This window comes from Pseudoalteromonas sp. P1-11, from assembly GCF_001399995.1.
Taxonomy (GTDB): Bacteria; Pseudomonadota; Gammaproteobacteria; order Enterobacterales; family Alteromonadaceae; genus Pseudoalteromonas; species Pseudoalteromonas atlantica.
Genome location: NZ_LJSP01000002.1, coordinates 407,228 through 425,526, shown reverse-complemented (window position 1 = coordinate 425,526; position 18,299 = coordinate 407,228). Strand labels below are relative to the sequence as shown.

The following is an 18,299-nucleotide window of genomic DNA, read 5'->3' as shown; positions in this document are numbered from 1 at the left end:
ATGTCTAGCTTGTTTGGTCATGTTGACCACTCATTGTATTCAAACGGGATGACGTTTTTACGTCGTCCTATGGTGCAAAACATTAATGCCATTGATGCAGATGTCGTTGTACTAGGCTTACCCTTTGATTTAGCAACATCGGGCCGCCCCGGTGCTCGCTTAGGGCCCGATGCCATACGCCGTGCGTCGGTACATTTAGCCTGGGAAGACACTAAATACCCGTGGACATTTCCTTTGTTTGAGCGTTTAACGGTTGCAGATGCAGGGGACTTTACTTATCCGGTAGGCGATCCTGAGTATTTTACGGCACAGCTAGAAATGGCTGCAGAGCAAATACTTCGCCAAGGGGCAACGCTGTTAGGCCTTGGTGGCGATCACTTTGTAACGCTTCCGCTATTGCGCGCGCATGCAAAGATACATGGCAAAATGGCACTGGTTCACTTTGATGCGCACACTGATACATACAGCAATGGCTCGCGCTTTGATCACGGCACTATGTTTTATCATGCACCCATGGAAGGGCTGATTGATGTAGAGCACAGTATCCAAATTGGTATTCGTACCGACTTTGATCAAAGCAAACATGAGTTTGCAGTGATTGATGCAATGCAAGCTAACGATTTACATGCTAATGAAATAGCAGCGCAAATACGTGAGCGATTAGGCGACTTACCCGTTTACTTAACGTTTGATATAGATTGTTTAGACCCAGCATTTGCACCAGGTACAGGCACACCTGTATGCGGTGGTTTAACATCTGATAAAGTGCTTAAAATACTGCGCGCACTCAAAGGCATAAATATGGTGGGTATGGATGTGGTAGAGGTTTCACCGTCGTACGACCAAAGCGAGCTTACCGCTATTGCCGCAGCAACAATTGCCAGTGAATTATTACACCTGTGGACACATAAAAATAAGTATTAACGCTATAAGTTAAGCACTACAAAAAAGGTATGCGCAGGCATACCTTTTTTATTTTAAAGATACCGATTATTTAGTAATTTCTTTTAACCAAATAAAACTTAACCCAATCAGCGGCAGGTTAGTGGTTACTGGGTTAAATGCTTCAATGAGTAATTGTGGCTGCATTACTACAACCGCTAACAAAAGCCCTACAAGCGCTAAAATATTTAAAATAACGATGTGCTTATTTTTATAAAACACTAATAAGCACACTCCAAATATAATTTCGCCAATCCCCGCAGAACGTGTAATTAAGTCAGACACTTCTGCTGAAAAACCCGCACTACCAGTCATTAGTTTTTCAAGCGGGGCAATATGATAAAGCTTTGGAAAAAAGCCGTGAATATCCAACTCAGCCCCACAATATAGCGAGCAATTTGTATATAACCGGGGTTATTTCCTCGCATTGTCTATTCGCTCTTGTGCGCTTGGGTGGCTAGATAAATATTCGAGCAAATTATTTACCTTTTCAAGGTGTTCGTTTTCGCTGGTGTGCGCGCCTTGTAATGCTTCAATGGCATCGGCAAAGTCGTTGCTTGAATACCCTAAATGCTCAAGTTGAATGAGTGCATAGCTATCTGCCTCGCGCTCCATATCACGAGAAAACCCTTGCTGTGCAAAAGATGCCCCCGTACCAAGTACCACTTCTGCTATGCCTTCTAAATCGCCAAATATAACTGCAAGTACAATGGTACTGGCTGCCGATTGAGCAGTCATGCGTACGCTATGCTGGTGGACTACGTGGCCAATTTCGTGAAGTAATACGGCTTTTAGTGCGTTGGGTTTATCGGCTAATAAATTTGCTAACTCATCGGTTACGACAATACGCCCGTGGGGCATTGCAAACGCATTCGCTCCAAAGGCCTCTGATTTATAAAACGATAACCTATAAACCGATGGCTCAAGCGAGAGCGCATTAAGCATGGTATTAAAGTGTTGTTGTACTTTAGTTTGTTGCTCATTAGGCAGCTCACTGTCATCAAGCGCGAGCTTTTCAATTAGGGTAAAGCTTTGTTCACCCATTTGCTCTACTACACTTCGCGGCAGAGTATCAACACTGTAAACAGCAATAGCGGGCACAACTTTATAAAGCATTAACCACATAAAAAGCGGTGTAAAAATAACGGCCGCGATAATAGCCCATTTACTTTTTTCAAGGCGCTCTAGTAGGTCATGCTTATTTGCTTTAAAAGGCCAGCGATAATTTACATCAGTAGGAATAAAGCGGCTGCCATCATTAAAATTTAGTTCATCAGCAAGCCCAGCTAGGCCAGAGGTGAGAGTTATATCGCTTATTGCATGGCTTGAAATAAGCTGGTCATCGTAGCTAATCTCAACACAGGTGTCGCTAATGCTAGCGACACCTTGCTGGTAATTGCTTGATGCCTTGGGGAAGTAATGTCCCTGTACGTGCATAATAAGCTCTTAGGTTAGCGATAGGTCAATATCAAATACATTGGCTGCTTCTTCAGCAAACGATGACTGCTCTTGTTGCGCGGTATCCACTAAATTTAGCGCACTAGGGTAAATATTAACGGTTGTAACCTCGGCAAGCATTCTCGATGTACGCACTTTGGTCCACGGGTAGGCAAGCCCTAAAGAAAACACGATTGCCAGCATATTGGTTAATAGTAATATGGCAAAAGGAATAGGCTTAAGCTCTGATTTAAATGATGCTACGTCTTCAAATTGACTGTTATCAAAAATATGGTTACGAATAGCCGCAGCCCACACAGCGGTTACTATCGCAATCATAAATACGTAAGCAATCATTAATCCACCAAACATAATGCCCATTTTGGCTGGATCTTGTGCAGCTTGTTGGTTTTCTACATTCATTAAATCAAGCCCAAATAAGCCTAATACAGCCATAAATATCACCATAGTGATAGAGCTCACCACAAAGCAAATAAGGGCGGTTAAGTAGTAGGTTTCACCTTTAAGGTTTACGGTTAATGGCGTGTCACCGTAGCTAATATTGCTATGTATGTACGTGTCGATACGTTTTAAAACATACGGCATTAATAAATAAAGGGTAAAAATACTGGCAATAGGTAAAAGAATAAAGTTAATGAAGGCTTCGCCGTAATCGCCTTTAAATGCAAAGCGTACATTTCGATGACGGGTCATACGCATATTAAAGCGCAGGCCTTGGTTAATAATCCACGGCATTAAAAAGATAAAAGCAACCGCAAATAGTAAACCTACAAGAGGAAAAAAGCTGCTACCAAAGGAGTAAATTAAAAATACAATAACCGCTAAAATACGGCCTTTTAAAATTTGCATCGGGGTGGCTAAGTAGTCAAAGCTGTGTCCGTCAATGCGGGTGTGGCCATAAAAGTATCGCATTGTGCGCACTTTTGCCCAAGCCGAGTAAATACCTAAAGTAAGTACGCTCAGTAAAATATTGACTATCCAAATACCAAAAAACTCACCGCCTTTGCCGCTAAATTGTACTTTTCCACTAAAAATAGGGGTAGCAGGTTCACTTACTGCAGGGGTGGTTTCTGGGGGAGTAGGGTGTATTGATTCCATTAAAATTATATCCATGTTGTTTTTTTGTTAATTTACCTAAATTTGGTGCAAAGCTCAATCTTTAATAGCCTTACAGCCTACAATGGCGCTGCTTTTAATATATGTGGTGCTGCACTTTAAATCATCTCTGGTATACTAGGGCGATAATTTTATGGGGCTGTTATGATTTCAAAAAACCAACTCAAGCTTATTCGCCAACTTGGCCAAAAAAAGTACCGAAAGCAATATAATCAATACCTTGTACAAGGTGAAAAAAACGTACTTGAGTTGTTAAACAGCCCATTAAAGGCGGTTGATATATTTGCAACACAGGCGTTTATAAACACTCACCAAAACCAGTTTCCACATGTAGATTTTACGCCAGCAGAAGAAGAGTCGCTGACTAAAGCCAGTACCTTAGTAAGTAATAACGCGGCCATTGCAGTGGTTGATATGCCAAAGGCTGATTTACCTAATAATACCGGCTTAATATTGGCGCTTGATGGGGTTTCTGATCCGGGCAATTTAGGCACTATTATCAGAGTTGCTGATTGGTATGGCATTAAACATATAGTAACAAGTACCGACAGCGCCGATGCTTACAACCCTAAAACAATTAGCGCTACCATGGGTTCGTTTGTCAGAGTGTCGGTAAGCCAAGTAGAGCTACCTGAATACTTACAAACATTAAATATGCCTATTTATGGGGCATTTTTAGATGGGCAAAGCGTACATACAACTGATTTTAGCGCAAAGGGTGTATTGCTTATGGGCAGTGAGTCGCATGGCATACGCGAGCAGTGTGCAAAATTAGTAAGCGACAAAATAACCATACCGGCTTTTGGTGAGGCAGAGTCACTTAATGTGGCAATGGCCACAGGTATTATTTTAGATAACTTTAAACGCCAAGCTTAACTTTTTAACTGTTTATGAGTTAAATTGTTTGTAAGTAATAACAATAATAATCGGTAATAACAATAAGATGCGCTTAAGCACTATTAAATTAGCGGGCTTTAAATCGTTTGTAGAGCCCACTAAAATTCCATTTCCTGATCAAATGACGTGTGTTGTTGGGCCTAACGGCTGTGGCAAATCAAACGTGATTGACGCTGTGCGATGGGTGCTTGGTGAAAGCTCAGCTAAAAACTTACGTGGCGATGCCATGACCGATGTTATTTTTAATGGCTCAACTAATCGTAAACCCATCTCGCAAGCTTCAGTAGAGCTTATTTTTGATAATACCCAAGGTGATTTACCTAATACATTTGCCGACAGAAACCAAATAGCGATTAAGCGTTTAGTTACACGCGATGGCCAATCGTTGTACTTTTTAAATGGGAGCAAATGTCGTAAGCGCGATATTACCGATATATTTTTAGGCACCGGGCTTGGCCCGCGTAGTTACGCAATTATAGAGCAAGGGATGATCTCGCGTTTAATCGAGAGCAAACCTCAAGAGCTGCGAGTATTTTTAGAAGAAGCCGCGGGTGTGTCTAAATACAAAGAACGCCGCCGCGAAACGCAAACCCGAATTAAAAGTACCCGCGAAAACCTTGAGCGTTTACTTGATGTGCGTAAAGAGTTACAAGCGCAACTAGATAAACTGGCTGTGCAGTCGGTTGATGCGAAAAAATACCGCGATTTAAAAGCGCAAGAGCGTACCTTAAAAGGCCAAGTAGCTGTATTAAAATGGCAAAAGCTGCATCAACAACAGCTTGAAAAAAGTGAGCAAATCAAAAAGCTTAATGAGCAAATCGCCTTTTTTAAAACGGCTCACTCAGGCCACGACGATGTGCTTGCAAGCCTAGAGGCTCAAGTAAATGCAGAGCAAGATGCGGTTAACGATGCGCAGCACCAGCAACATGTTACCCACACAGAGTTGACCCGCGCCGAACAACAACACATTAATATTAAACAGCAAACGCAAACACTTAAACAAAGTGTGGTTAAGCTTGAGCAGCGAAAGCTGCAAAGTGAAGCGCTAAAAACACAGCAGCAAAATGTGTGTGAGCAGTTAGCAGTGAGCCACCAAGAGATAAGCGAGTACAGTTTAGAGTGCAGCGAACAAGTTGAAGAGCTTACCCTTACACTTGCAGATTTAGCTGATGAAAAAAATAAGCACACAGCCGCATGGCAAAGCCTTAATCAACAACAGCACGCGCTTAATAATAAAGTACAGGCGCAGCAAAGTAGTGTTAAGCAAACAGAGCAAGCCTTAGCCCATGTAAACGCACAGCTAAGCCAACTAAATAGCCAAATTGACGATATTAAAAGTAGCCAATTAGAGCAGCAACTAGCCGAGCAACAAAAATACAAACAAATCCTAACTCAAGAGCTTGCCAGTAAGCAAACGGCGCAAACACACTGCACCGCAGCGCTTAAAGAGCAAACCGATTTAGTAAATGACGCTGAGCAGCAACATCAGCAAAGCTTACAGCACGTTAATGAGCTAAAAGCTCGCATTGCTGGGCTTAAAAGCAGTTTAGGGATTGAAGATGACAATAAGCAGCACACTTTATTTAATCAATTACAGGTAAAACCAGGGTTTGAACATATAGTTGAACAGGCACTGCAAACGCTTGAGCACCTAAACGTAGCTGATGTGCAAAGCAACAATAGTGTGTGGCCGCATAAGAGTGAAATACCAGTCAATAGCGTTGCGGCGTTGATTACCGAGGGTGTTTACCCAGATTTATTGACCCGTATTGCGTACAGCGAAAACGCCGAACTCGCTGCGTTAAATGATACGTTTTATATTGCGGTTATGGATAAAAGCGGTGCTTTACATGCTCGAAACTGGCACCGTAGCGCAGACAAAAACGCCGAAAACTCACAACTTTTAAAACACACACAGTTAAAGCAAAAAACAGCGAGCTTAGTAGAGGCCGAAAATACCCTCGCAAGGGATTTTGAGAATCTTAATGCGCTAAAAACACAGCAGCAAAAGCTGAGTGATGAGTTAGCGGTACTTAAAAACGCAATTCATCAATTAGCACAAAACATTGCCGTGGCCACTACGCGCAGCGACATGCTAAAAGAGCAAGTAGCACAATTTTTACAGCAACTAGAAAAGTACCAGCAACAAAAGCGTGCATTAACCACTGAGCAATCACAATTTTTAAAAACGCGCGATGAGCACAACAGTGCGCTTGAAGTGTTACATCAACAGCAACGTAATTTAGCTGACGAACTGGCAAGCGCCGACGCCGCTTGCACACGCAGTAATACTGCATACAGCCAAGCTGCAGCTACACTTGAGCAATATAAAACACAAGCGCATCAGGCCACGTTAAAAGAGCAAAAAGCACACAGTGAGTGGCAGCTTAGTCAAACAAAGCTTAATCATGCTGAGCAAGAACTCATGAGTGCGCAAGAAGAAGCAAAAGAGCTGCAAGCGCAAATGGAAGCGTTGCTTATACCCGAGCAAGAGCTCACTGAGCAAATAGCACAGCTTTTAATAAAACATCAGCAGGGCGAAGCTAGCTTGGTTGCGTTACAAAAAAAGCTTAACGAGGCAAAGCAAACACTTATAAGTAAACAAGCCAGCCTTAAGCACTCTCAAGGTGAGCTGACAGGTTTGCAAGAACAACATCAAAAGCTAAGTATTGAAGAGCAAAGCCTAATTATAAAAGCGCAGGCAGCACTTGAGCCGCTTGAAGAATTAAAGCAAAGTTTAAAAAGTGTTTTAGATACACTACCTGATTCACTGAGTTTAAATGCAGCGCAAAATCAGATCAGTGGGCTTGTGCATCAATTAGATAAGCTAGGTCCAGTTAATTTAGCCGCAATAGATGAGTTTGAACACGCTAAAGAGCGCAGTGATTATCTGAATAATCAACTTGAGGATTTAACCAAAGCGCTAAATACGCTTGAAGGGGCGATTCGTAAAATTGACAGCGAAACCAAAACACGCTTTAAAGCTACCTTCGATCAAGTGAACAACGACTTTGCCGAGCTATTTCCAAAAGTATTTGGTGGTGGTAGCGCGTATTTAGAATTAACCAGTGACGATTTACTCGAAAGTGGTGTTAGTATAATGGCACAGCCACCAGGTAAGAAAAATTCGACAATTCATCTGTTAAGTGGTGGAGAAAAAGCGCTGAGCGCATTATCATTGGTGTTTTCTATATTCAGGCTCAATCCAGCTCCATTCTGTATGCTGGATGAAGTAGATGCGCCGCTTGATGATGCTAACGTGGTACGTTTTTGCCGTTTGGTTGAAGAAATGTCACAATCGGTGCAGTTTATTTATATTAGTCATAATAAAATTGCGATGGAAATGGCAGGGCGTTTAACTGGCGTTACCATGGCAGAGCCAGGCGTATCACGCATGGTAGCAGTAGATATAGAACAAGCAGTGCAACTTGCACATACATAACAGTTTATTTAAGCGTATTAGTGTTAATTAATACACGGGTTTAGGCATAACAAATAATAAAAGGTGAGGGGATGGCCGAAGAACTAAGATTGGTTTTAATTGTGATCAGTGTACTTGTCATAGGTGGCTTATTAGTACATGGTTTATGGTCAGTTAGAAAAAAAGACAGCCCAGAGGTAGCGCCTTCAGAGCGGGTTGAACCAATGCAAGATACACCTTCGCATACACCAGTTGAACCTAAAGAGCCGGTTGTTGCCCAGCGAGATGAGCCGCAATTTGGTGAGCTAAACTTTGATGCAAACGAGCCGCAAATAGATACTAGCGTGGCGCAAACACCCATTGAAGACGACCTGCAAGTAGTTCAAGAGCCAGAGCTAGAACCAGAGCCAGAGAGCGAAAAAGAAGCGCCAGCAGATGTGTCTGACTTTGTTATTGTGCATATTCAAATGCCTGAGGGACTAAGCATGCAAGGCAGTAAGTTATTGCCTGCAGTAAATACCTTAGGATTTAAATATTCAGAAGAAGGCTTTTTTAATCGCCACATAGACCCTGCAGGGCAAGGTCCAGTGTTATTTAGATTAGTAAATATGTATAACCCAGGTACGTTTGATATTGATAATATGGAACAGTTTAGCACCGCAGGGGTTAGCTTATTTATGACTCTACCTTGTGAAGGCGACGGGCTAGCTGCTTTTAATATGTTACATAGCGCAGCTAAGAAAATTGCCGATGAATTTGGTGCACAAATTTTAGATGCCGAGCGTGAAGAAATGACCGTTGAGCGCGTTCGTCAATATGTTGAGCAGGTTCGTGCATTTTCTGCGTAATTTATACGCACACATTATTTTTATTAAGCCACTTACCTAAAAGTGGCTTTTTTTATGTTTTTTGAGGTTTAAATGTCTAGCAGCATTAGTGAGCAAATTAATCATCTTCGTAGTACGTTAGAGCAACACAACTACAATTATTATGTCCTTGATACACCCAGTATTCCTGATGCAGAATACGATAGACTATTGCGCGAGTTAAGCGCCCTTGAAAGAGAAAACCCAGAATTTTTAACGCCTGACTCACCCACTCAAAAGGTCGGAGGCGCTGCGCTGAGTAAATTTGAACAAGTTGCTCACCAAGTGCCTATGTTATCGCTTGATAACGCCTTTAGTGAAGAAGAGTTTAGCGCCTTTAACCGCCGTATTAAAGAGCGTTTAATGAGCCAAGATGAGCTCACTTTTTGTTGTGAGCCTAAGTTAGATGGCTTGGCTGTGTCGATTATTTACCGTGACGGCGTGCTTGTGCAGGCCGCAACTCGTGGCGATGGTTTTACTGGCGAGAATATTACACAAAATGTAAAAACAATCCGTAACGTGCCCCTTAAGCTGCGTGGCGATTACCCCGCAGAGCTTGAAGTACGTGGCGAAGTATTTATGGATAGCGCTGGGTTTGAAAAACTAAACAGCGAAGCCGAAAAACGTGGCGAAAAAGTATTTGTAAATCCTCGAAATGCAGCCGCAGGTAGCCTACGCCAGCTTGATTCAAAAATCACCGCTAAGCGCCCGCTAATGTTTTATGCGTATAGCACTGGGCTGGTGGCCGATGGCTCAATCCCTGAGGATCACTACCAACAATTGGCAAAATTAACTGATTGGGGTTTACCGCTGTGCCCAGAAACAAAGTTAGTTGAAGGTACGCAAGCGGCTTTAGATTACTACAGTGATATTTTAACGCGCAGAAGCGAGCTTAAATATGAAATTGATGGCGTAGTAATTAAAATAAACCAAAAAGCCTTACAAGAGCGTTTAGGGTTTGTTGCACGTGCACCGCGCTGGGCAATTGCTTATAAGTTTCCTGCGCAAGAAGAAATAACCCAGTTACTTGATGTAGAATTTCAGGTTGGTCGCACAGGCGCAATAACGCCGGTAGCGCGTTTAGAGCCTGTATTTGTAGGCGGTGTTACGGTATCAAACGCAACGCTGCACAATGGCGATGAAATAGCCCGCTTAGGCGTAAAGGTAGGCGATACAGTAATTATACGCCGCGCCGGCGATGTTATTCCGCAAATTACACAAGTAGTACTTGAGCGCCGCCCAGATGATGCACGCGACATTGTATTTCCTGCCAGTTGCCCCATTTGTGACTCACACGTTGAAAAAGTAGAAGGTGAGGCCGTGGCTCGTTGTACCGGTGGCTTAGTGTGCCAAGCTCAGCGTAAACAAGCGATAAAGCATTTTGCATCACGCAAAGCGCTTGATATAGATGGCTTAGGCGACAAAATAGTTGATCAACTGGTTGATAGAGAGCTGGTAAAAACCCCCGCAGATTTATTTATATTAAAACAAGGTCACTTTGAGTCACTTGAGCGTATGGGTCCTAAGTCGGCTAAAAACTTAGTGGATGCGCTTGAAGCTTCAAAAACAACTACGCTTGCAAAGTTTTTATACTCGCTGGGTATTCGTGAGGTTGGCGAGGCCACAGCGCAAAACTTAGCAAATCATTTTTTAACACTTGAAAAGGTAACCCAAGCCAGTATTGAAAGCCTTACACAAGTGAGCGATGTAGGGGTTATTGTAGCAACTCATGTTCGTGGCTTTTTTGATGAGCAACATAATGTAGATGTGGTTAATGCTTTAATTGAACAAGGCATTAATTGGCCAGCGCTAACGCCGCCTTCAGAGGATGAGCAACCCTTAGCTGGGCTAACCTATGTATTAACTGGCACTCTTAATACTTTAAACCGAAACGATGCTAAAGCACGCTTACAACAGTTAGGTGCAAAAGTAGCCGGTAGTGTGTCGGCTAAAACAGATGCATTGGTGGCGGGCGAAAAAGCCGGCTCTAAATTAACTAAAGCACAAGATTTAGGCATAGACATACTTAGCGAAGATGACTTAATTGCACTGTTTGATAAGTACAATGCTTAGGGTAATAAAATGAGCCGATATGGACCCGAGTACTGGGATAAATACGGAAGCTACCGTACGCCGATTGCATTTCATCTAAGTTTATTGGTGTTACTACGTGCGTATTTTATTTGGGTTATAGCGGCGCTGAGCCGCCGCCCTGAGCTTGATTTAATGTCGCTATTTTTTAAATCTAAAAACGATTTTTTTATCGCAATTTCGATTGGCGCTATTGCGATAGTGCCCACTTTTTTATTTTGCTTAAGACGCCCGCGCGACTCTCATCAACAAAGTGCGCGTTTAGCGATGGTGTGGCGCTACATGCGCTGGCCGTTACTTGTGTGTGCAATAACCGACTTAAGCTGGTTAACAATACAAGCTGCACATAGTCATTACAGGTTTTCACTATTTTTAGCTGTGCAAATGGTGATTGTGTTTTGGGTAATGTGGTACTTGGCAAAGAGTCGTTATTTGCAGGTGTTTTTTAACGATTGGCCAGAGCCTACTGAAAAAGCAGATGATAAAAACGCTAAATAAAAGGGAGCTAAATGGATAACATTAATAAAAAAATTGCCATTGTAGTGCTTGGTATTGGCATTATCTTAGGCGCTTTGGTGTTGTTTACATCGCTAATTGATCATATTTGGTTTTCTGCCGTAATAGGATTATGGTTATTTGTGTTTTGTTCGTGTTGTTACAGGCTGACACCCGCCTTTAAAAAGCGCAATACGCTTGATAATTTTATTCAGCGCGATGCACAGCACTTAATGTTATTTAGCTTGGCAGGTTTCTTTGATAAAAAATTTGGCCCGCAATGGCTTGTTATTGGCAACATTGAACATATAGAAAGTAAGAACGATGAGCTTATTATTCATAGCAATAACGAGCGACAATTTAGTGTAAGTTTACCCGCACAAAAAAATGACATAGACGCCTACATGAAGCGCATACTTTCAGATCACGAAAAGCAAACTATTCGCTTTAGTTAGGGGCTGTTGAACTTTGCGGATTAAAGTTTGTTCAAACTAGGGGCTATTTAATCGCGGCGCGAAGTTTGTAACCTAGCGGGCTAAGTAAAAGCTGAGCAAAGCTTCCGCGTCCTGCTCACGCCCTTTACCTACATCCATGTAGGCAACAAAGAGTAAATAGCCCCTAGGAAGAACCCGTTGGGCAGCGCCTGTTTGGCATTAATGCTACGTTATCGCCCAATTATGGGGAATAACCACACTGCATAGGCTCTGCCTTGCCTAAATACCAAACAGACTGCTGCAAATTTAACCTTAAAAGATCAACAGACCCTAATCACTTATTAATACCGAAGGAGGCTATTATGCTTACTTGGAATGATGTTATAAATTTTGCCAATAATGGCAATCCTACGCCACGCGAAAAGGTTGTAAAAACAGACGCGCAATGGCAGGCAATGCTAAGTGATGAGCAATACTATGTGACACGTAAAAAGGGCACAGAACGCCCTCACAGCTCACAAAGTTGCACATTACTAGAACCGGGTAAATACGCGTGTGTATGCTGCGATAATTTACTTTTTGATGCCGATGAAAAGTTTGATAGCGGCACAGGCTGGCCATCATTCACGCAGCCTGCAACTGTCGATGCAATTGGTTATGTGAACGATTTAAGCCATGGTATGCAGCGCGTTGAAGTGGTGTGTAATGTGTGTGATGCACACTTAGGGCATATTTTTCCTGATGGGCCAGCACCGTCGGGTTTGCGCTATTGTGTAAATGCCGCTGCAATGAAAAAGCTTTAATTATATAGTTAGCTTTCAATCAAGATAAACAGCTATTTCTAGCCGCTAGTTAGCGCTAGGGGGATTGAATATCGAGTTTCATTTCTTTTGCCATATGCAAAATTTTATCTAATCGCTGCGACTGATCTGGCTGCAGTGTAGAGTTACTCAAAAGGGCGTAACACTTTTTAGCAATAACCAAGTTAAAAGTGCCGCCTTTTTGTTTTGTCGAATCAAACAAACACTGTAATAAATTAAGCGCAATGCTTGGGTTACGCGGCATTACTCTAAATGCTTGCGTAAACGCCTCTAACGCCGTATTTAATTGCCCTCTATTAAATTGAGTTACTGCATGGTTGTTAAGCTCTTTAGGGCCCATTTTAATGTCACGACGCTCACTTTGCTGCTGTTGAATGTAACGCAGGTAAGTTGTATCACTCATATTGGGGTGGCGCTCACAATGGCTAATTATTTGGCTAAATAATGTTTGTGCTTTTTGATGAAAACCCAGCTCGTGAAACGCTTTTGCTTTATCAAGCGCCCCATCTACAGAGCGTATTAACGTATCGTCATCGTCGAGTTGCTCTATCAAGCGCTTGGCTTTTTGATGCTCGTCTTTTAAATAGTGCAAACGCGCATTAAGTACATCAATTTGAGATTGGTTTGCGTTGTTAGGAAACTGCTTTTTTAAATCATTTATGTATTTATTAGTTTGACGCGAAATACGTTGTATTTGGTCTGTTTGATCTGTGGTTAAAGCAAAGTCTATACCGGCACGGGCTGCATTGAGATAGATGTCGGGGCTGTCATGAATAGAATGACGCGCATAGCTGGCTATGTCTTTTTGGGTTAAGTAGCTTTTTTCGTAATCGTGATTTATTAACGAAACATTGCTTAACGATTTTTGTCTTTGGATGTTACGTGGCGCGATATCGACTGCTTGGCTTAAAAAATCTTGCGCCAATTCAAATTGGTTTAGTTTTATTTCTAATCGGCCGAGTAAATCCAGTGCAACTAAACGTGTTTCATGGCGTTCAAGCATGGTTTTTAACATGCGCTGAGCAAGAATATGCTCATTATTAGCAATCAGGGCTTCTACTAAACCAACTTTGGCCCAGGCAAATTTTTGTATGTCTAGCACCGAGGTAAAAAAGTCTTTAGCTTCCTCACTGCGGTTTAGCCTAAGCAATGCATCTCCTTTTAAGCGAAGGAGGATAGGGCTGTATATATTGTTTTTTTTATTTAAAGCGGCATCGATTACTTTTATTGCTTTAGAGTCGTTGCCATCATCTACTAAGGTATAAATGCTCTGAAGCTCATTTTTACGTTTTAGAATACGCTCAATCCGCGTTTTTAACTCTTGTACCGTAAATGGCTTTACCAAAAAGTCGTCGGGTTGAAGCTCTAAAACGCTATGCACTAGCGCACCACTGGTTTCTGCAGAAATAAAAATAAACGCGGTGGAGTTTTTTATCAGTTGCTTAACACGGAGTTCTTCGTAGAGTTGGTAGCCGTCTTGGTGTTTGCTTAAATTAAACGAACATACAATTAAATCAAATTGCTCAGCCAAACATTGCTCTTTTGCTGCAATTGCATGATCGGCAAAGTGCAACTGCCGAAAGCCAAGCCTTTCTAGCGACTGTTTCATATAGCTTTGAGCGAGGGGCTGCTCTTCCACTATCAGTATTTTGGCTTTGGCGTAGATCTTAGTTGGCATTGGCTTACATGTTGTTTAATTTATCACAGACTATAATCAACAGTTTAGCTGCTTACAAGGGAATTTAACTATTAGCCGAGGTTATTAGAAGATTAAGTTATTTTCATACGTTTAGATGGCTTCATATTATCCTTGCCTTAGCGTTTTAAAATCAATGTTTAATTAATAGGTAAAAAGCAGCTCTAAATAATAGTTAAAATAATCTAGGTTTTTGTGGAGTGTTTGTACGTGGCGGGTGATATTAGACTTGAACCAGTGGCACTCGCCTTTATTTGTAAAGGACGGCGATGCTCTCTTTTTCTTACAACTGGATTAATTACCCAAATAGGATTTTTATAATAATTATTCAGAAGAGTTTTGATGCTTTAGAAGTGTTTATATGTGGTAGGTGATTACTTGGCTTGAACCAGTGACCCTCGCCATTATTTGTAAATGACAGCGATGCTCTCTTTTTTTTACAACTGGATTAATTACCCAAATAGGATTTTAATAATAATTTTTCAGAAGAGTTTAGATGCTTTAGAAGTGTTTATATGTGGTGGGTGATACTGGACTTGAACCAGTGACCCTCGCCTTGTAAGGGCGATGCTCTCCCAACTGAGCTAACGACCCATATTACATGCTACTACCTGTATAGATAGTACTGGACTTTAACCAGTGAACTTCGCCATCTTTTATAAAAAGCGGTGATGCTCTCTTTTCTTGTAACTGAGCTAACGACCCATATTACAATTTTAAAACGCGTCTATTAATATAATAATAGATACCAGTGACCCTCGCCTTGTAAGGGCGATGCTCTCCCAACTGAGCTAATCACCCACATATAAATTAAAACGCTACTATTAAATAATAGTACTGGACTTTAACCAGTGAACCTCACCTTCTTTTACTTAAAGCAGTGACGCTCTCTTTTCTAACTGAGCTAACAACTCATATATAATTTTAGATGTGTACACTTAATACTGGACTTGAACCAGTGACCCTCGCCTTGTAAGGGCGATGCTCTCCCAGCTGAGCTAATCACCCACATCTAAACAACATTACATTGCTGCGTTGTTGTGGGGCGCTATTATAGATAGAGTTGCAAATGTGTCAACACTTGAATGATAAAAATGTGCTGAATGAAGGTTTTATAAACAGCGCAGGGTGGTTGGCGTTTACTTTATCATCAAATTTAAGTTGTTAGGGTAAATTAACAGCTGAATCTGAACTAAGTGCTGCCTTATTTTTACTTACAATAAAAAGCATTGCTTAAATAAGCTAATAAAAGGCGATGTTGAAATTGATACAGTAAGCGTGACGTTTTATCAAAAAGAAGATTTATGACTATATAAGGTTTTAAATTATTGAACTGGTATACGGTACTTTTTAAAAGGTAAGGGCATAAGCAGTTATCTGTATTGCCATTAGTGCGAATAAACTTTAATTAACACCATGGGTTTTGGCACAATGACAACAAAACAGAGCCTATTACCCAAACTGGAACATAGTGTTTAAAAACAGCACAAATTATTTGCTAGCACTTTTAACGACGGCCTAATTCACTTCAATTTTTATATGTGTGTACAAGCAACTTAAAAAGGGAAGGGTTGAGCATTTAATAATAAGGTTATCGAATAGAGCCCTCGCATTTTAATAACACACTTAAATGCGGGGTTTAGCCTTGGTTTTAGTACTTTTTTAACCCCAACTCAATTTGCATATAAATGTATACCTTTTATGTTAAACATTATTACTTCATCAACGAGGTATAAATAGATAATTAACCTGTTTATAGTACTGTGAGATGAAGTACAGGCCAAATTTTGTCGAAATTGTATTTTTTTGCATGTCTGATAGCCAGTTTGTTGAAAATTAAACCATTTAAATAAAGTGGCATAAAAAACTGTTGACTTTATTTTGGGGGGTGCATAGAATGCGCCCCGCACTCAGCGATACACAGCGTGTTAAACACGTTAGGTATTAAAAGGTTTGGGGCTATAGCTCAGCTGGGAGAGCGCTTCGCTGGCAGCGAAGAGGTCTGCGGTTCGATCCCGCATAGCTCCACCAAATCTTTGTGCATGTCCTAGGGTAGCAGTTTTCTGTGTCCCCATCGTCTAGAGGCCTAGGACACCGCCCTTTCACGGCGGTAACAGGGGTTCGAATCCCCTTGGGGACGCCACTTACTATTTTAGGTGATGTATAAAGCAGTGTGACACCGCACTCTCTATGCACGACGTTATCAAGAGTACTAATCTATTGAGACGCCACTTACTATTTTAGTAGTGTATAAAGCTATAACTTCCTCTGCGCTATCCAGCGCATTAATTTATACTGTTTATCCGTTAAAATTTTAGTTTTACACTTTTAATTTTCTTCAATATCTAAAAACCTATCTATTTAATTAATAATCACCTACGTATAACTTCTTAGGATTTCAAGACCGATCCGCAATAATAATTATTCATTTACAGTGATAAATTTTTGCTGTCTGCGTTAAAAATACATACTTATAACTGCATGTGTAGATAAAATGGATAGCACAACTAAATTACAAATTACTCTTAACCATATTTATTCATCCTTTAAATAGCTCAATCAATAAAGCCTGTACAAAATATTCAGCATTTATAAAGCGCTGTGCTGCTAACCTTTTAGTTTAATTTCTTATTATTAGGAGTTAATTATGGCAAGTGGTTGGGCGCGTGATGGCGCAATTCAAGATCAAATCGATGCAAGTGTTAATGACGCAGTGCAATATGCAAGGCAAAATTTAATCTCAGGCGCGAGTGCTGAATTCTGTGATGAGTGTGATTGTGAAATACCACAGGCACGCAGGTTAGCGCTGCCAGGTGTTAGGCACTGTGTGGCGTGTCAAAGCGAGCTTGAGGCTAAAGGCAAAGGCGTTGCTGGCGTAAACCGCCGAGCAAGTAAAGATAGCCAACTAAGGTAAAGGTGCGACTAGGCACCTTTTTGATAAATTTTATTCCCTAGTGAGCTTTGTTTTTCTTTTTCTGAATAAGCTCAATTGAATAGCCATCAGGGTCTTTCACAAAAGCAATTTCTGTTGTGCCGCCTTTTACTGGCCCCGGTTCTCGACTGACGTTTCCACCAGCGGCCTTTATGTCGTCACATGCCTTGTATATATCGTCAAATTCAATAGCTATATGGCCATATGCATTACCAAGATCGTAGCTATTTTCATCCCAATTATAAGTAAGCTCTAATACAGTATTACTATCCTCTTCACCATACCCTACAAAAGCTAATGTATAACGGTACTCTTCGTTGTCAGAACGGCGTAATTCTTTCATTCCTAAAATCTGTGTATAAAAAGAAAGTGACTTTTCTAAGTCGGCTACACGCAACATTGTGTGTAATAAACGCATTTAGGTTACCTCTGTGAGTTTAAATTTAAATAGGTGTGGAGCATAGCGTCTTTATGGGGTATTCATAACCGCATTGCATAGGCCAGAGCCTGCCATATACCGAGAGGCTTATTTTACCTCAACTTTGAACAATAAGTTTATATTAACCAGCTATTTGCGCACTCATTGCGTCAAATTTACGTGCAATAAGCCCAGTTATTGCCGCGCAAGTGGCTTTGCCTTCACTGAAAACCTCGGCTTGTGAAATAAATTAAAATATCAGTACGATTTAATACGTAAGTAAACTTCTTAACCTGAGTTCGGGCAATTTAAGCTAAATGTGGGCAAGGCTAGGCATTTACAACCACGCATTGCCATAATATTAGCACACTAAATTAGTGGTATTACCAACAATGGGTTAGTGCACAATGTAATTATAGCCACGCTATTTATACGAGTTTATAAAGTTGTTGCACTTATTGGTCAACCTATTTTTTATTAAGCTCTAACCAAAGAAGGGAAAAGTGAGTGGAATTAATTTGATTTCCATACTGCCTATAACTAATTGTTTATTATTGTTATTTTGTTAATTTGAAATGAATTGTAAATTACCTTGGTTTACAAAGTTAACTTATTGGTTGACAAGATTGGTGTATGGTAATACAGTTTTTACATACCAATTGGTAAGTTGCTTGGTTTTAGCTTCTCCAAGGTATTAATAAATAATCAAAGC

The 18,299-nt window shown here is 41.0% G+C and carries 13 protein-coding genes, 4 tRNA genes and 1 pseudogene; 11 read left to right on the top strand and 7 right to left on the bottom strand.

Going from position 1 to position 18,299, the window contains the following annotated elements:
• A complete protein-coding gene (speB, locus tag AN390_RS04595; protein WP_055253076.1) occupies positions 1–924 on the top strand; it encodes an agmatinase in 924 nt (307 codons plus the stop codon).
• A gap of 53 nt (positions 925–977) precedes the next feature.
• On the opposite strand, the pseudogene AN390_RS04590 reads toward speB, so the two are convergent.
• The 3 genes and pseudogenes from AN390_RS04590 to AN390_RS04580 form a co-directional block, all read right to left on the bottom strand.
• Positions 978–1,370 (bottom strand): annotated as a pseudogene (locus tag AN390_RS04590) (DoxX-like family protein).
• Positions 1,357–2,379: a M48 family metallopeptidase gene (locus tag AN390_RS04585; RefSeq protein ID WP_029772728.1), complete on the bottom strand. Its 1,023-nt coding sequence runs from the start codon at positions 2,377–2,379 to the stop codon at positions 1,357–1,359. Before AN390_RS04585 ends, AN390_RS04590 begins: the two are co-directional and overlap by 14 nt.
• Positions 2,380–2,388: 9 nt before the next feature.
• Positions 2,389–3,498 carry a YjgN family protein gene (locus AN390_RS04580; protein WP_055253194.1) on the bottom strand — a complete coding sequence of 370 codons (1,110 nt, stop codon included), beginning with the start codon at positions 3,496–3,498 and terminating at the stop codon, positions 2,389–2,391.
• A 162-nt stretch (positions 3,499–3,660) separates the two neighbouring features.
• On the opposite strand from AN390_RS04580, the gene AN390_RS04575 reads away from it, so the two are divergent.
• From AN390_RS04575 to msrB, 7 genes are all read left to right on the top strand, one after another.
• Positions 3,661–4,392, top strand: a complete 732-nt coding sequence (locus AN390_RS04575; protein ID WP_055253075.1) for an RNA methyltransferase — start codon at positions 3,661–3,663, stop codon at positions 4,390–4,392.
• 67 nt (positions 4,393–4,459) lie between these two features.
• The gene (locus AN390_RS04570) at positions 4,460–7,855 is read left to right on the top strand and encodes a chromosome segregation SMC family protein (protein ID WP_055253074.1); all 3,396 of its coding nucleotides are present in this window, start codon (positions 4,460–4,462) and stop codon (positions 7,853–7,855) included.
• A 71-nt stretch (positions 7,856–7,926) separates the two neighbouring features.
• On the top strand, positions 7,927–8,682 hold the full coding sequence (zipA, locus tag AN390_RS04565; RefSeq protein WP_004588864.1) for a cell division protein ZipA: 756 nt from the start codon (positions 7,927–7,929) through the stop codon (positions 8,680–8,682).
• Between the two features lie 72 nt (positions 8,683–8,754).
• Positions 8,755–10,773 (top strand): NAD-dependent DNA ligase LigA, encoded by a 2,019-nt coding sequence (gene ligA, locus AN390_RS04560; protein ID WP_055253073.1) that lies wholly within the window; start codon positions 8,755–8,757, stop codon positions 10,771–10,773.
• Between the two features lie 9 nt (positions 10,774–10,782).
• Positions 10,783–11,289 carry a DUF2919 domain-containing protein gene (locus AN390_RS04555; RefSeq protein ID WP_004588866.1) on the top strand — a complete coding sequence of 169 codons (507 nt, stop codon included), beginning with the start codon at positions 10,783–10,785 and terminating at the stop codon, positions 11,287–11,289.
• 11 nt (positions 11,290–11,300) lie between these two features.
• Positions 11,301–11,741, top strand: coding sequence for a hypothetical protein (locus AN390_RS04550; RefSeq protein WP_055253072.1), 441 nt, complete (start codon positions 11,301–11,303; stop codon positions 11,739–11,741).
• 341 nt (positions 11,742–12,082) lie between these two features.
• The gene (gene msrB, locus AN390_RS04545; RefSeq protein ID WP_004588868.1) at positions 12,083–12,523 is read left to right on the top strand and encodes a peptide-methionine (R)-S-oxide reductase MsrB; all 441 of its coding nucleotides are present in this window, start codon (positions 12,083–12,085) and stop codon (positions 12,521–12,523) included.
• 55 nt (positions 12,524–12,578) lie between these two features.
• Here msrB and AN390_RS04540 read toward each other — a convergent pair whose 3' ends face one another.
• The 3 genes from AN390_RS04540 to AN390_RS04525 form a co-directional block, all read right to left on the bottom strand.
• Entirely contained in the window at positions 12,579–14,219 is a 1,641-nt protein-coding gene (locus AN390_RS04540) for a response regulator (RefSeq protein ID WP_024034162.1), read from the bottom strand.
• Between the two features lie 536 nt (positions 14,220–14,755).
• Positions 14,756–14,831 (bottom strand) — tRNA-Val (locus AN390_RS04535).
• Between the two features lie 344 nt (positions 14,832–15,175).
• Positions 15,176–15,242: transfer RNA gene (locus AN390_RS04525), tRNA-Val, on the bottom strand.
• A 950-nt stretch (positions 15,243–16,192) separates the two neighbouring features.
• Here AN390_RS04525 and AN390_RS04520 point away from each other — a divergent pair.
• From AN390_RS04520 to AN390_RS04510, 3 genes are all read left to right on the top strand, one after another.
• Positions 16,193–16,268, top strand: a tRNA-Ala gene (locus AN390_RS04520).
• A 36-nt stretch (positions 16,269–16,304) separates the two neighbouring features.
• Positions 16,305–16,380, top strand: a tRNA-Glu gene (locus AN390_RS04515).
• A 504-nt stretch (positions 16,381–16,884) separates the two neighbouring features.
• Positions 16,885–17,151, top strand: a complete 267-nt coding sequence (locus AN390_RS04510; protein WP_024034161.1) for a DksA/TraR family C4-type zinc finger protein — start codon at positions 16,885–16,887, stop codon at positions 17,149–17,151.
• Between the two features lie 37 nt (positions 17,152–17,188).
• On the opposite strand, the gene gloA is transcribed toward AN390_RS04510, so the two are convergent.
• Positions 17,189–17,587, bottom strand: a complete 399-nt coding sequence (gene gloA, locus AN390_RS04505) for a lactoylglutathione lyase (RefSeq protein ID WP_004589277.1) — start codon at positions 17,585–17,587, stop codon at positions 17,189–17,191.
• Positions 17,588–18,299: the final 712 nt, after the last annotated feature.

Excerpts from the sequence above, each read along its gene's own strand:
- AN390_RS04570 (WP_055253074.1), top strand. The coding sequence starts at position 4,460 with ATGCGCTTAAGCACTATTAAATTAGCGGGCTTTAAATCGTTTGTAGAG.
- gloA (WP_004589277.1), bottom strand. The coding sequence starts at position 17,587 with ATGCGTTTATTACACACAATGTTGCGTGTAGCCGACTTAGAAAAGTCA.
- zipA (WP_004588864.1), top strand. The coding sequence starts at position 7,927 with ATGGCCGAAGAACTAAGATTGGTTTTAATTGTGATCAGTGTACTTGTC.
- AN390_RS04585 (WP_029772728.1), bottom strand. The coding sequence starts at position 2,379 with ATGCACGTACAGGGACATTACTTCCCCAAGGCATCAAGCAATTACCAG.
- AN390_RS04575 (WP_055253075.1), top strand. The coding sequence starts at position 3,661 with ATGATTTCAAAAAACCAACTCAAGCTTATTCGCCAACTTGGCCAAAAA.
- AN390_RS04555 (WP_004588866.1), top strand. The coding sequence starts at position 10,783 with ATGAGCCGATATGGACCCGAGTACTGGGATAAATACGGAAGCTACCGT.
- AN390_RS04540 (WP_024034162.1), bottom strand. The coding sequence starts at position 14,219 with ATGCCAACTAAGATCTACGCCAAAGCCAAAATACTGATAGTGGAAGAG.
- msrB (WP_004588868.1), top strand. The coding sequence starts at position 12,083 with ATGCTTACTTGGAATGATGTTATAAATTTTGCCAATAATGGCAATCCT.
- AN390_RS04550 (WP_055253072.1), top strand. The coding sequence starts at position 11,301 with ATGGATAACATTAATAAAAAAATTGCCATTGTAGTGCTTGGTATTGGC.
- ligA (WP_055253073.1), top strand. The coding sequence starts at position 8,755 with ATGTCTAGCAGCATTAGTGAGCAAATTAATCATCTTCGTAGTACGTTA.
- AN390_RS04580 (WP_055253194.1), bottom strand. The coding sequence starts at position 3,498 with ATGGAATCAATACACCCTACTCCCCCAGAAACCACCCCTGCAGTAAGT.
- AN390_RS04510 (WP_024034161.1), top strand. The coding sequence starts at position 16,885 with ATGGCAAGTGGTTGGGCGCGTGATGGCGCAATTCAAGATCAAATCGAT.
- speB (WP_055253076.1), top strand. The coding sequence starts at position 1 with ATGTCTAGCTTGTTTGGTCATGTTGACCACTCATTGTATTCAAACGGG.